Annotated in this window: 10 protein-coding genes; 6 read left to right on the plus strand and 4 right to left on the minus strand. The window is 61.6% G+C overall.

All coding sequences use genetic code 11. The features are described from left to right. Nucleotides 1-7: 7 nt before the first annotated feature. Nucleotides 8-1,390, plus strand: coding sequence for a NorM family multidrug efflux MATE transporter (locus J3P77_RS21530; RefSeq protein WP_434678605.1), 1,383 nt, complete (start codon nucleotides 8-10; stop codon nucleotides 1,388-1,390). Nucleotides 1,391-1,420: 30 nt separating this feature from the next. Here the strand turns inward: J3P77_RS21530 and J3P77_RS21535 are convergent, their stop codons facing one another. Further along, nucleotides 1,421-3,076 (minus strand): putative bifunctional diguanylate cyclase/phosphodiesterase, encoded by a 1,656-nt coding sequence (locus J3P77_RS21535; protein WP_434678607.1) that lies wholly within the window; start codon nucleotides 3,074-3,076, stop codon nucleotides 1,421-1,423. 202 nt (nucleotides 3,077-3,278) lie between these two features. Between J3P77_RS21535 and rep the strand changes: the two genes are divergently transcribed. Further along, the gene (gene rep, locus J3P77_RS21540) at nucleotides 3,279-5,288 is read left to right on the plus strand and encodes a DNA helicase Rep (protein WP_434678609.1); all 2,010 of its coding nucleotides are present in this window, start codon (nucleotides 3,279-3,281) and stop codon (nucleotides 5,286-5,288) included. A 112-nt stretch (nucleotides 5,289-5,400) separates the two neighbouring features. Then, nucleotides 5,401-5,970 (plus strand): xanthine phosphoribosyltransferase, encoded by a 570-nt coding sequence (locus J3P77_RS21545; protein ID WP_434678610.1) that lies wholly within the window; start codon nucleotides 5,401-5,403, stop codon nucleotides 5,968-5,970. A gap of 260 nt (nucleotides 5,971-6,230) precedes the next feature. Here J3P77_RS21545 and J3P77_RS21550 read toward each other — a convergent pair whose 3' ends face one another. Continuing rightward, the gene (locus J3P77_RS21550; RefSeq protein WP_434678611.1) at nucleotides 6,231-7,550 is read right to left on the minus strand and encodes a sigma-54 interaction domain-containing protein; all 1,320 of its coding nucleotides are present in this window, start codon (nucleotides 7,548-7,550) and stop codon (nucleotides 6,231-6,233) included. Between the two features lie 260 nt (nucleotides 7,551-7,810). On the opposite strand from J3P77_RS21550, the gene J3P77_RS21555 reads away from it, so the two are divergent. The 3 genes from J3P77_RS21555 to J3P77_RS21565 are packed head-to-tail and all read left to right on the plus strand — an operon-like array spanning nucleotide 7,811 to nucleotide 10,779. Then, nucleotides 7,811-8,692 carry an MBL fold metallo-hydrolase gene (locus J3P77_RS21555; RefSeq protein ID WP_434678612.1) on the plus strand — a complete coding sequence of 294 codons (882 nt, stop codon included), beginning with the start codon at nucleotides 7,811-7,813 and terminating at the stop codon, nucleotides 8,690-8,692. Nucleotides 8,693-8,720: 28 nt separating this feature from the next. Next, complete coding sequence (locus tag J3P77_RS21560) at nucleotides 8,721-9,971, plus strand: NAD(P)/FAD-dependent oxidoreductase (RefSeq protein ID WP_434678613.1); 1,251 nt, start codon at nucleotides 8,721-8,723, stop codon at nucleotides 9,969-9,971. Next, nucleotides 9,964-10,779, plus strand: coding sequence for a sulfite exporter TauE/SafE family protein (locus tag J3P77_RS21565; protein ID WP_434678615.1), 816 nt, complete (start codon nucleotides 9,964-9,966; stop codon nucleotides 10,777-10,779). Before J3P77_RS21560 ends, J3P77_RS21565 begins: the two co-directional genes overlap by 8 nt. A 253-nt stretch (nucleotides 10,780-11,032) precedes the next feature. Here J3P77_RS21565 and J3P77_RS21570 read toward each other — a convergent pair whose 3' ends face one another. Together J3P77_RS21570 and J3P77_RS21575 are read right to left on the minus strand one after the other, a co-directional pair. After that, a complete protein-coding gene (locus J3P77_RS21570) occupies nucleotides 11,033-12,964 on the minus strand; it encodes an acetyl-CoA hydrolase/transferase C-terminal domain-containing protein (protein ID WP_434678616.1) in 1,932 nt (643 codons plus the stop codon). A gap of 128 nt (nucleotides 12,965-13,092) precedes the next feature. After that, nucleotides 13,093-13,512, minus strand: coding sequence for a c-type cytochrome (locus J3P77_RS21575; RefSeq protein ID WP_434678617.1), 420 nt, complete (start codon nucleotides 13,510-13,512; stop codon nucleotides 13,093-13,095). Between the last annotated feature and the right edge of the window lie 148 nt (nucleotides 13,513-13,660).

Consider the following 13,660-nt stretch of genomic DNA (forward strand, 5'->3'; position numbering starts at 1 on the left):
AGATGTTATGCAGCACCCCGCTTTAAAAGAACTATGGATCATCCTGCGTCTGGCCGGACCGCTGATTGCGTCGCAAATGGCACATATGCTGATGGTCTTCACGGACACGGTCATGATGGGCAAGATCGGCCCCGACGCACTGGCGGGCGGCGGTCTGGGCGCAGCGACTTACAGTTTTGTTTCGTTCTTTTGCGTGGGTGTCATGGCCGCCGTCGGCACGTTGGTGTCGATCCGGCACGGTGCGGGGGATGCCGAAGGCGCGACGCGTCTGACACAGGCCGGTTTATGGCTGGCGTGGGGCATGGCGCTGGTTGCGGCGCTGTTGCTCTGGAATCTTGAACCGCTGTTGCTCAGATTTGGTCAGGACGAAGCCAACGTTCACATGGCTGCTCAGTTTTTGACCACTCTGCCGCTGGCATTGCCCGGCCTGTTGAGTTTCATGGCGCTGCGCGGCTTTACCAGCGCCTTGGGGCGAGCCCGTCCGGTGATGACCATCAGCCTCATTGGCGCTGCGGCCAACTACGTTCTCAACCATGCGTTGATCGACAACTGGTTCGGGCTGCCCAACCTTGGCCTGATGGGCATTGGCCTGGTGACTGCCGTTGTGACCAACTGCATGGCGCTCGCGCTTGCGCTCCATATCCGCCGGCATTCGGCTTATGCGGGCTATCCGATTCATAAAGGGCTGAGCAAGTTGTCGCGCAGCCATCTGGCCGAGCTGTGGCGGCTGGGTCTGCCGATTGGCGGCACATATGCGGTGGAGGTCGGCTTGTTCACCTTTGCTGCGTTCTGCATGGGCGCGATGGGCAGCACCCAGATGGCAGCGCACCAGATTGCGATTCAATCGGTGTCGATGGCGTTCATGATCCCTGTCGGAATTTCCTACGCGGTCACCATGCGCATCGGCCAACACTACGGCGCGGGAAATGCGCCGATGGTGCGCACGGCAGGTCGAGTCGGGATTGGGTTCGGCGGCGCGGTCATGCTGTCGTTCGGTCTGCTGTTCTGGTTGGCGCCCCATCAGATCATCGGCCTGTTCCTGGACGTCGACGACCCTGCATTCACGGAAGTCGTCGTGCTGGCGGTCAGGCTGCTCGCCGTTGCGGCGTGGTTCGAGCTGTTCGATGGCATGCAGACCATCGCAATGGGAGCGATCCGCGGCTTGAAGGACGCCAAGACCACTTTCCTCATCGGGCTGGGCTGTTACTGGCTGATTTCGGCGCCGGCCGCCTGGCTGCTCGGTTTCTCCGCCGACATGGGTGCGCCGGGCGTTTGGTGGGGGCTGGCGCTGGGTCTGTTCTGCGCGGCGGTGGCCCTGACCTGGGCCTTCGAATACAAGACCACGCGCATGCTCAAGAGAGCACGGGTCAGCGATCTGGCGACCGAGTGACGGGAGAACCGCGCCCGCAGCCGCGCGCGCTCAGACCACCTGAGACTGCGTCTCGTCGGCAGTCAGATAGGCCACCAGTTCCGGTAAAGGCAGCGGCCTGCTGATCAGATAGCCTTGCACCTGGTCACAGCCAAAACTGCGCAGCAGCTCCAGCTGTTCCTCGGTTTCCACCCCTTCGGCCACCGCTTCCAGATTCAGGTTGTGGGCCAGATTGATCATGGCGTGCACCAGCTTGCGGTTCTCGGCGCGTTGCTGCATCTCGCCGACAAAGCTCTTGTCGATCTTGAGCAACGCAATCGGCAGGCTGTTGAGGTGCATGAATGACGAAAAACCGGTGCCGAAATCATCCAGAGAGAAGCGCACGCCCAGCCGCCGCAGAGCGTCCATGGTCTGCCGCACTTGTTCGCTGCGGCGCATGACGGCGGTTTCGGTCAGTTCGAATTCCAGCCAGCGCGCGTCTACCGCATGTTCCACGATCAATCGGTTGAGCGTCGCCAGCAGCTGGCTGTCCTGAAACTGGCGAAATGACAGATTGACCGCCATGTGCAGGGGTGCGAAACCCTGCTCTCGCAGCGCCTGCATGTCACGCAAGGCCCTGAAGATCACCCAGTAGCCCAGCGGCACGATCAGGCCGCTCTGCTCGGCCAGCGGCACGAACTCGCTGGGCGGCAGCAGCCCGCGTTCGTGATGGCGCCAGCGCACCAGCGCTTCAAGGCCGACCAGACGGCCGCTCTTGAGGCACAGACGCGGCTGGTAATGCAGTTCCAGTTCATCACGGCGCAATGCCCGGCGCAGCTCTCCTTCCAGATCCGCAAGGCTGCGTGCGTTGCGGTTGATCCGCTCATCGAAGACATGGAAGGTGCAGCCCTGGGTGCTCTTGGCCTGACGCATGGCGATATGGGCGTGCCACATCAGCGGATCGGCAGCGCGGTCTTCTCGGGCGTAGGCAAGCCCCAGGCTGCAACCGATCAGCAGGCTTTCGCCATCGATCCAGTAAGGCTCGGACAATGCGTCAGTGATGCGCTCGGCCAGTTGGGTGGCGCGCTGGAAGCCGCCGCGCGTGTCGATCAGCAGCGCGAATTCGTCGCCACCCAGGCGGGCGATCTGGTCGCTGCTTTCCAGCTCGCTCTTGAGCCGTGCCACGACCTGCAGGATCAGCCTGTCGCCCGCCTGATGGCCGAGCGCATCGTTGGTGCGACGAAAGTTGTCGAGGTCCAGATGACCGAGGGCAAGGTGGCTGCCTTCGTCGAGTCGTGAGGCCAGCAGCGCATGGAAACCCTGTCGGTTGACGATGCCGGTAAGCGGGTCCTCGCCAGCAAGCCTGCGCAGCGCATCTTCCAGCAAACCGCGCTCCAGGACATGGCGCAGGCAGCGGCGCAGGATGTCGTGGTTCAGCGCATCGCGCACCAGCCAGTCACTCACGGCGCTCGGTCCGACCAACGGTTCCTCATCGAGGAGCAGAACGGTCGGCAATGTGCGCTGATCCTGAGCGGGAAGCAGGTCGGGCGTCGCCAACAGCACCGTGTTGCGGTCCTTGCCGTAGAGCGCGTTGAACGCTGCCCAGTCGGTGACCTGCAATAAGATGACCTCGCCGCCTGGAGGGCCCAGGCAATCACTCAGGAGCGCCAGCCATGCTGGTTCTTCTGCCAGCAGTAGCAACCGCAAGGATTCGACAGGCCTGGGCAATCTAACTCCCTAAATGCAAAGGAAAAACCGATAGCCACACCCAAACGTGGGTGCACGTAAATTCGCGCCGCGCGCAAATGTAACAAAATCAAAGAAATTAGATAGCCGTTCCTGACAAAGACAATCGTCGACGATGGCGACGCATAAACCCTCCGGCCTGTTAAAATGCCCGCCCATTTCGCAACACGACTCCCTTACCGTCATGTCCCGACTCAATCCTCGGCAGCAAGAAGCCGTGAACTATGTCGGCGGCCCTCTTTTGGTGCTCGCCGGTGCTGGCTCCGGCAAGACCAGCGTGATCACGCGCAAGATCGCTCATCTGATCCAGAACTGCGGTATTCGTGCCCAGTACATCGTCGCCATGACCTTTACCAACAAGGCCGCGCGGGAGATGAAGGAGCGGGTCGGTACGCTGCTGCGGGGCGGTGAAGGCCGCGGCCTCACCGTGTCGACGTTTCACAACCTGGGTCTGAACATCATCCGCAAGGAACACACGCGGCTGGGTTACAAACCAGGCTTCTCGATCTTCGATGAAACCGACGTCAAGGCCTTGATGACGGACATCATGCAAAAAGAGTACTCAGGCGACGACGGCGTCGACGAAATCAAGAACATGATCGGCGCCTGGAAGAACGATCTGATCCTGCCCGAGGAGGCGTTGACCAACGCGCGCAACCCCAAGGAACAGACCGCCGCCATCGTTTACACCCACTACCAGCGCACGCTCAAGGCGTACAACGCGGTGGACTTCGACGACCTGATCCTGCTGCCGGTCAAGCTGTTCCAGGAACACGCCGACATTCTGGAAAAGTGGCAGAACAAGGTCCGCTATCTGCTGGTGGACGAATACCAGGACACCAACGCCAGCCAGTATCTGCTGGTGAAGCTGCTGATCGGTACGCGCTGCCAGTTCACCGTGGTAGGCGACGACGACCAGTCGATCTACGCCTGGCGCGGCGCGCGGCCGGAAAACCTGATGCTGCTCAAGGAAGACTATCCGTCGCTGAAAGTGGTGATGCTGGAGCAGAACTACCGCTCTACCAGCCGGATTCTGCGCTGCGCCAACGTGCTGATCTCCAACAACCCCCATGCGTTCGAGAAGCAGCTGTGGTCGGAGATGGGCCATGGCGACGAAATCCGCGTGATCCGCTGCCGCAACGAAGACGCCGAAGCCGAGCGAGTGGCGATGGAAATCCTCACCCTGCACCTGCGTACCGACCGGCCATACAGCGATTTCGCGATTCTTTATCGCGGCAACTACCAGGCCAAACTGATCGAGCTGAAACTGCAGCACCATCAGGTTCCGTATCGGCTTTCGGGCGGCAACAGTTTCTTTGGCCGCCAGGAAGTGAAGGACCTCATGGCCTACTTCCGCCTGCTGGTCAATCCGGATGACGACAACGCCTTCTTGCGGGTCATCAACGTTCCGCGCCGGGAAATCGGTTCCACCACGCTGGAAAAACTCGGCAACTACGCCACCGAGCGCAAGATTTCGATGTACGCCGCCACCGATGAAATAGGACTGGGCGAACATCTCGACAGCCGTTTCACCGACCGTCTGCAACGCTTCAAGCGCTGGATGGATGGCGTGCGTCAGCAATGCGCGCAGAACGACCCGATCGCCGCACTGCGCAGCATGGTCATGGACATCGATTACGAGAACTGGCTGCGCCAGAACAGCTCAAGCGAAAAGGCCGCCGACTACCGGATGAGCAACGTCTGGTTTTTGATCGAAGCGCTCAAGAACACGCTGGAGAAAGACGAAGAAGGCGGCATGACCATCGAGGAAGCCATCGGCAAGCTGGTTCTGCGCGACATGCTCGAACGTCAGCAGGAAGAGGAAGAAGGCGCCGAAGGCGTGCAGATGATGACCCTGCACGCGTCCAAGGGGCTGGAGTTTCCATACGTGTTCATCATGGGCATGGAAGAAGAGATTCTGCCGCACCGCTCCAGCATCGAAGCCGACACCATCGAGGAAGAGCGCCGTCTGGCCTACGTCGGTATTACCCGTGCGCGTCAGACGCTGGCTTTTACCTTTGCCGCCAAGCGCAAGCAATACGGTGAGATCATTGACTGCGCGCCGAGCCGCTTCCTTGACGAATTGCCCCCCGACGATCTGGCCTGGGAGGGCAATGACGATACTCCGACCGAGGTAAAGGCCGTGCGAGGAAACACCGCACTGGCCGACATACGCGCCATGCTGAAACGCTAGGCTTTGTACAGACGTCTCTACGCATTGATGATGCTGCGTTGAACAGTCCGTGCCGGCCCAAGGCGCCCAATACACCGATTATTTCGCGCCATCGCGCACCCAAGGAACTGAAGTGGAAGCATTGCACAAGAAAATCCGTGAAGAAGGCATCGTACTGTCCGAGCAGGTGCTCAAGGTCGACGCCTTTCTCAATCACCAGATCGACCCGGCGCTGATGAAGGCCATTGGTGACGAATTCGCCCGTTTGTTCGCTGATTCGGGCATCACCAAGATTGTCACCATCGAAGCTTCAGGCATTGCGCCTGCCGTCATGGCCGGCCTGAACCTGGGTGTGCCGGTGATCTTCGCCCGTAAGCATCAGTCTCTGACGCTGACCGAAAACCTGCTGACCGCCACGGTGTATTCATTCACCAAGCAGACCGAAAGCACGGTCGCCATTTCGCCACGCCACCTGAACAGCAACGACAAGGTGCTGATCATTGATGACTTCCTGGCCAACGGCAAAGCCTCGCAGGCACTGATCTCGATCATCAAACAGGCAGGCGCGACCGTGGCCGGCCTGGGCATCGTGATCGAGAAGTCGTTCCAGGGCGGCCGTGCCGAACTGGACGCGCAGGGCTACCGCGTCGAATCGCTGGCTCGCGTCGAATCCCTTGCAGGCGGCGTAGTGACGTTCAAGTAATCGGGCATCACCGCAGACCGAGCGGCGTTCCGCCTGTCCGCGATCTGACGCGTAGCGGCCGTGCTTCAGCTACATCGCGTGCGCCGGTTTTGCTGCCGGTTCCCGGCAGATCGTCGGATTGCCGCCCACAGCAAGCTAACTCCCACGCCCTGCGGGCAGAATCAAAAGCAAGCTCGGCGCTTCTGCCCGGAGGGCGTGGGAGCGGACTTGTCCGCGATCTGGCGCGTAGCGGCAGGCCGTCAGCTAAGGGCGGCTGTCGGTCAATCGCGTATGCCGAGCGAGCGCAGTCGGCGGTACAAGGTGCGCTCGCTCAGCCCCAGTTCGCGGGCCAGCTCGCTGCGCGAGCCCTGAAATACCGTCAGCGCGTGGGCCAGCTTCTCAAGCCCGTCGTCTCGGCGCGGGCCCGACCGCGGATGCTCTCGGGCATAGCCGCGAACCTCGGCGGGAAGGTCCTGCACGCGGATCACACCGTCGTCTGTAAACAGCCGGGCGCGTTCGAGGATATTGCGCAGCTCCCGGATATTGCCGGGATAGCTGTAGAGGCTCAGTACCTTCATGGCCTGCGCATCAACCCGCAGCGCCGCACCCTGCGCGCCCCGCTGCAGAAGGCTGTCGATCAACAGCGGAAGGTCCTCGCTGCGTTCGCGCAGGGCGGGCAGACGAATCGGAAAAGCGCTGATCCGATAGAACAGGTCCTGCCGAAAGCTCCCGTCGGCAACCATCTCCCGGAGCGGTTTGTGAGTCGCCGCCACCAGCCGGAAATCGGAATGTACCGTTCTGAGGCTGCCGACCGGGCGAAAACTGCCGGACTCGATCAGCCGCAGCAGTTTGACCTGCATGGCTAGCGGTACTTCGCCGATTTCGTCCAGAAACAGCGTGCCGCCGTGAGCCGCTTCGGCCAGGCCGGTCTTGCGCTGGAGCGCGCCGGTAAACGCGCCTTTCTCATAACCGAACAGCTCGCTTTCGAGCAGGGTCTCGGTCAATCCGGTGCAGTCGACCACCACCAGCGGCCCGGCCGACCGTGAACTGCTGCCATGCAGGGCGCGGGCGAACAATTCCTTGCCGGTGCCCGACTCGCCTTGCAGCAATACCGGAATCTGTGACGGCGCGGCTCGCGCCAACTCCCCGAGCACTTCCTTGAAAGGCGCCGAGCGGCCAACGAGCCCGTGCTGCTGTGGCTGAACCGACGCCACCGCCACCGTACTGAGCCGTTCAACGTAAGCGACGACCTCACCCTGGTCGTCGAGGATCGGCCTGAGCTCCACATCAACGTGCTCAGGGCCGCGCGGCGTGTGATGGATGTGCAACAGACGCTCGGGCAGACGGGTCTCATAGGCCTTGCGCATCGGGCATTGCTCGCCCGCCTGATCACAGGGCACCGCGAATCGATGCGAAACGCGGTAGCACTTCTCACCTAGATGCGGCATCCCTTCGATACCGAACTGCCGCTGATACGCGGGGTTTGCAGCAATGATGTTGTAGTGGGTGTCGAGCACGATGGTCGGACGCGGGTCGTGTTCAAGGTACGAAACAAGCGACTGCATTCGACCGCTCGGGCTGTCGCTGACAATGACTGACATGACGGCTCCTGATCGGCTCTGCAGGTTACCGCAAGCGGCTGCCATTCGCTGCCAACGACTGCCATTTGACTGCCATAAAATGGCAGCCCGCACAGAGCTCCACCTTCGTGACAGGCCGAGACCCCGCTGGAAGCCAGCAATATCGGTGCTTTCGCGAAGACTTGCGGCTGGCACGCTTATTGACAGCTTTCAGGACGACTGCCAGCCGCCTTGCCTGCGATCACAGGCCTGCAGGCGAACTACAGCCAGAGGAAAAACCAATGATCATCGGTGAAAGGCTCTACGTCGAAGCACTGTTCGACGCCCATACCTCGACCATCAGTTATCTGGTAATGGACCGCGCCACTATGCAATGCGCGCTGATCGACAGCGTGCTCGACTACGATCCCAAGTCCGGCCGCACCGCCACCGAATCGGCTGACCGCCTGATCGACCGCGTCAAGGCGCTGAATGCTTCGGTGCAATGGATACTTGAGACCCACGTTCATGCCGATCACCTGTCTGCGGCGGCGTACCTGAAAGGGAAGCTCGGCGGACAGGTCGCCATCGGCAACCACATCACCACCGTTCAGGAAGAGTTCGGCACGCTGTTCAACGACAAGGCTCTGGCCCGCGATGGCAGTCAGTTCGACATCCTGCTCAACGACAATGAACCTTTTGCCGTCGGCGGGTTGCAAGCGCGGGCGATGCACACGCCCGGCCATACGCCGGCATGCATGACTTACGTCTTCGAAGACGGCAATGAAACGGCGGCGTTCGTCGGCGATACCTTGTTCATGCCCGACTACGGCACGGCACGCTGCGACTTTCCGGGTGCCGATGCACGCACCCTGTTCCGGTCGATTCGCAGAATCCTCGCACTGCCTGACCAGACCAGGCTGTACATGTGCCACGACTATCTGCCCAACGGCCGCGGGCTGCGGTACATGACCAGCGTTGCCGAACAACGTGCCACCAACATTCACATCCACGACGGCATCGATGAAGACAGCTTTGTCCAGATGCGCGAAAGCCGCGATGCGACCCTCGACATGCCAGTGCTGATGCTGCCGTCGGTGCAGGTCAACATGCGTTGCGGCCATCTGCCGGAGCCTGAAGACAACGGGGTTCGCTACCTGAAAATCCCGCTCAATGCGCTGTGACCTTTTTCTCTGATAACGGAAATCTGCGATGAACCTGCCCACAATCAGCCACCAGATCGTGATCGTTGGCGGCGGTGCCGCTGGCATTGCGACCGCTTCAAGTCTGTTGGCGCGCGACGCAACCCTCGATATCGCCATCGTGGACCCGGCTGAAGACCACTATTACCAGCCTGGATGGACCATGGTCGGCGCTGGCGTATTCAGCGCTGAGTCCACTAGACGCAGAATGGCCGAAGTGATCCCGAAAGGCGTTCAGTGGATCAAAGCCGGCGTAGATAGCTTCGATCCTCAACGAAACGTGCTGCAACTGCACGACGGCCGCTTGCTCGGCTATGCGCAACTGGTGGTCTGTCCTGGCCTCAAGCTCGACTGGGCAGCCATCGACGGGCTTGTCGCCACGCTGGGTTCCAACGGCGTGACATCCAACTATCGCTTCGATCTGGCGCCTTACACCTGGAAGCTGGTTCAGGAGCTGAAAAACGGGCAGGCACTGTTTACCCAACCGCCGATGCCGATCAAATGTGCGGGCGCGCCGCAAAAGGCGATGTATCTGTCCTGCGACCATTGGCGGCGGAATGGACGGCTCGGGCAGATCAAGACGCGATTCTGTAATGCGGGCGGCGTGCTGTTCGGCGTGCCGGAGTATGTGCCGGCGCTGATGAAGTACGTGGACCGCTATGCCATCGACCTGCAACTGAGCCGCACACTGGTGGCGGTGGACGGCCCGGCCAGACGCGCGACGTTCTTGCAGACAATGCCGGATGGTACGCAGCAGACCCTCGAACAGCCTTTCGACATGCTCCACGTGGTTCCGCCGCAAGTCGCGCCTGACTTCATTCGCAACAGCCCGCTGGCCGATGCGGTCGGGTGGCTGGACGTCGACCCTGCGACTCTGGCGCATCGGCGGTTCGCCAATGTTCATGGCCTGGGTGATGTCACCAACACGCCAAATGCCAAGACCGCTGCCGCAGCGCGCAAGCAGGCACCAGTCGTGGCCAGCAATGTTCTGGTAGCGCTGGGTCGGGCGACCCAGTCGGCGATTTACGACGGTTACGGCTCCTGCCCGCTGACGGTGGAGCGCGGCAGGATCGTACTGGCTGAATTCACCTACGGCGGCAAGCTGGCGCCGAGTTTTCCGCGATGGTTGCTGGACGGGCGCGAGCCGACTCGCCTGGCCTGGTGGCTGAAATCACGCGTGCTGCCGCCGCTGTACTGGCGCGGCATGCTCAAAGGTCGCGAGTGGCTGGCGAAACCGAACAAGGCGGCGCTCGATGGTTGAACACCCGCTGCTCGGGGCTGGACTAGGGACGATCATCGGTGCCGTGCTGGCTTTGACGGGCGCGGGTGGCGGGATTCTGGCCGTGCCGCTGCTGGTCTTCGGGCTCGGTTTATCCATCGTCGACGCAGCGCCGGTCGGGTTGCTCGCTGTCGGCCTGGCTGCGGCACTGGGCGCGGTGCTGGGTTTGCGGCAGGGCATCGTTCGCTATCGCGCGGCTGGCTATCTCGCTGCTATCGGCGTTGTGGTTTCGCCTTTCGGGTTGTGGCTTGCGCACCGTTTGCCCGGCCAACCGCTGGCGCTGATTTTCGCCGGGGTCTTGCTGTATGCCTGCGCGCGGATGTTCACCAAGGCCAGACGCGAGCTCTGTCACGGCGAGCCGATGGCCCGGCCGGAAATATTGCCTTGTGTTCTCAATCCGCAATGCGGGCGACTGCGCTGGACCCTGCCCTGCGTCCGGGCACTGACGTTGACCGGTGCGGCACTGGGACTTTTGTCGGGCCTGCTGGGTGTGGGCGGTGGCTTTGTGGTGATTCCGGCGCTGACCCGCTATAGCGATCTGGATATGAAAAGTGTGATGGCCACTTCTCTGGCCGTGATTGCCCTCGTGTCGGCCGGCAGCGTCGTGACCGCGTCAGTCGCTGGCGCAATGCAATGGGCGATTGGCGCGCCATTCGCCTTGGGCGCCGTGGCGGGGCTGCTGGTTGGACGGCAGGTTTCGGGCTATCTGGCAGGCCCTCGATTGCAACAGTCGTTCGCGCTGTGCGGCATTGTTGCGGCGGGGATGCTTGCTTACACCGCCCTGCGCTGATCCGCGATTTTTGGGCCGCGTTCAGCAAATTGTGGGAGCCAACTGTCTTTAACCCACTGCTGCCAATCCGTCCGGTTCTGCTGCCGCTACGCGCCAGATCGCGAGCAAGCTCGCTCCTACAAGTAAAGGGTGACCACGATCCTGCGGGAGCCAGCTTGCTGGCGAGAGGCCTGTACATGCGCAGCAGATATCTGGCCAGTAACGCCGCCCTCGCCAGCAAGCTCCCTCCCACAGGTTCTGTGTAGGGGTGGACCTAACTGGTCAAACCTGCCGAGTTATGCAGGCCGGCAAGCAGCAGACGCTGGTACAGCTCTTCGCGCAGACCCTGTGGCTGGTCGAGCTGCATGCGTTGCAGGTGCTCGGCGTATGCGTCGGGTTCGGGTGCGTCGAGGGTGGCCTTGCCCAGTTCGAGGATTTCGGTGAGCTTGAACTTGCTCTTGAGCCAGTTCAAAGCGCGCAGCAGGTCGCGTTCCTGCTGGGTGAAATCCGAGCCCAGCGGGTATTCGGTAAACAACGACGGAAAGCGCGAAGCGATATCCTGCAGACGCTCGGGCGTGTTGTGCAGAAAACGTGGATCGAGCTGAAAGTCTTTCGGCAGCTTGCCGGCCTTCTGCGCCTGCTCGATCAGGCCGCCCTGAAAGCGTGAGTCGGTAATGTTCAACAGGCGCTCGATGACCGTCGCATCAGTCTGACCACGCAGGTCGGCTATGCCATATTCGGTGACCACAATGTCGCGCAGGTGCCGTGGAATAGTCGCGTGGCCATAGGTCCAGACAATATTGGAGCTGACCTCACCGCCTGACTCGCGCCAACTGCGCAGCATCAGGATCGAGCGCGCGTCTTCCAGCGCATGCGCCTGGGCGACGAAGTTGTACTGGCCGCCTACGCCGCTGAGCACGCGACCGTCTTCCAGCTGGTCGGCGACCGCCGCGCCCATCAATGTCATGGTGAAGGCGCTGTTGATGAACCGCGCATCACGGCGCTGCAGGCGCTTGAGCTGCTCTTCGCCGTATAGCTCGTTGATGTAACTGATGGCAGTCATATTGAATTGCGCGCGGCGCTCAAGCGGTAGTTCACGCAACCGCTCGTAGAAACTCAGCGGCCCCAGAAAGAACCCGCCGTGCACCACTACCCCGTGCGGGTGAGCTTCTTCATCCAGCGTTCCCAGGTTGGCAAGCCGCTGCAGTTCGGCGTCGGCGTACACCTTGCGGCGCAGAATTCCCGCGTCAGCCAACACCAGCAGGCCGTTGACGAACATCTCGCTGCACCCGTAAAGACCGCTCGCAAAGGGCTGCAATCCGCCTTCGCGGTCGATCATGGTCTGCCAGTTGCTCATGTTCAGCTCGCCAAGCAGTGAGCGATACGCCTCGTTATTGGCCTGGCGCGCCAGCAAGGCGGCGGTCAGTGCGTCGCCCATCGAGCCGATACCGATTTGCAGAGTGCCGCCGTCCCGCACCAACGTACTGGCGTGCAGACCGATCAGGTGGTCCTGATAGCCCACCGGCATGTTCGGGGTCGAGAACAGCGTGCTGCGCTCTTCTTCATCGAGCAGCAGATCGAATGCTTCCACGTCCAGCTCGGCATCACCCGGCATGTAAGGCAAGTCGGCATGGACCTGTCCGACGATCAGAATGGTTTCGCCCGCGGCCCGGCGCTTGGCGATCATCGGCAACAGGTCGAGGGTGACGTCCGGGTTGCAGCTCAGGCTCAGCTTGTCGGGATGACCGTCGTCACGGGCGACTAACTGGGCGATCAGGTTCAGGCCATTGGCATTGATATCCCGCGCGGCGTGGCTGTAGTTGCTGCTGACATAATCCTGCTGGGCCGAATGGCTGCCCAGCAGGCTGCCCGGCTGCATGAAGAACTGCTGCACGCTGATATTGGCTGGGAGCTTGTCGCGGCGCAGTGCGGTGAGGAATTCCAGCTCTGGATAATCGCCGAATATGCGCTCCAGAAACGGCTCAAGAAATCGGCCTTGCAGGCCTTCGCCGGGTGTCGGCCGGCCCAGGCTCAGGGCGGTGTAGATCGTCAGGCGTCTTTCCGGTAACTGGCGAATACGCTCGAACAACGCGTTGACGAAGCGATTGGGTTTGCCCAGCCCAAGAGGCATGCCCAGATGAATATGCTCGGGCAATTGTGCAAGAACATGATCGACGGCTTGCTCGATGGAACAGGACTGCGGCATCCCGGCTCTCCGGTTTTTGTTGGCGAATGGAGGTTGGACCGGGCCACGGGCCAAAGTGCTGCAAAACCATCGCGCGGAAAAAAGCCGCCGGGGCCTGGCCTGCGGCGGCTTCGGGTGCAGCGTGATAATTATTTGATGCCGGACATCTTCTCGATGGCTGCCTTGAGGTCGCTGTCGGAGCAATCACCGCAGGTGCCCTTGGGTGGCATGGCGTTGATGCCGGTAATGGCCCTGGCCAACAAGCCGTCCAGACCGCCCTCTTTCTTGGCTCGCTCGCCCCATGCAGCAGCATCGCCGATCTTGGGTGCGCCCAACAGGCCGGCGGTGTGGCAAGCCGTGCAATGCTTGGCGATAACGTCATCCGGAGATTTCGCGCCGCCGCCCGCTGTCGCGACGACCTCCATGCCCGGGCATTCCTTGCCCTGGACGCAGACTTGCCCGACAGGTTCGAGGCGCTTGGCGATAGCGTCGTTGGGCGCAGCCTGAGCATTGATTGCCCAAATAGCCAGCACGGCAGCCACTGCCAGTATCTTGTTTATCAGGTTCACGCTTACACCCTCATGGTGACTAATCACGCCCAAGGCCACGGTTTGCCAGGCCGGCGAATTATAGCGACAAGCCTTGGGGCCCGGAACACCCCCATAGAAAGAAGGGCTATTACGCCGCTTGCCCACGTTACCGGTACGAACCGTGCCG

This window comes from Pseudomonas sp. R1-18 (genome assembly GCF_051132095.1).
In the GTDB taxonomy this organism is placed as follows: Bacteria; Pseudomonadota; Gammaproteobacteria; order Pseudomonadales; family Pseudomonadaceae; genus Aquipseudomonas.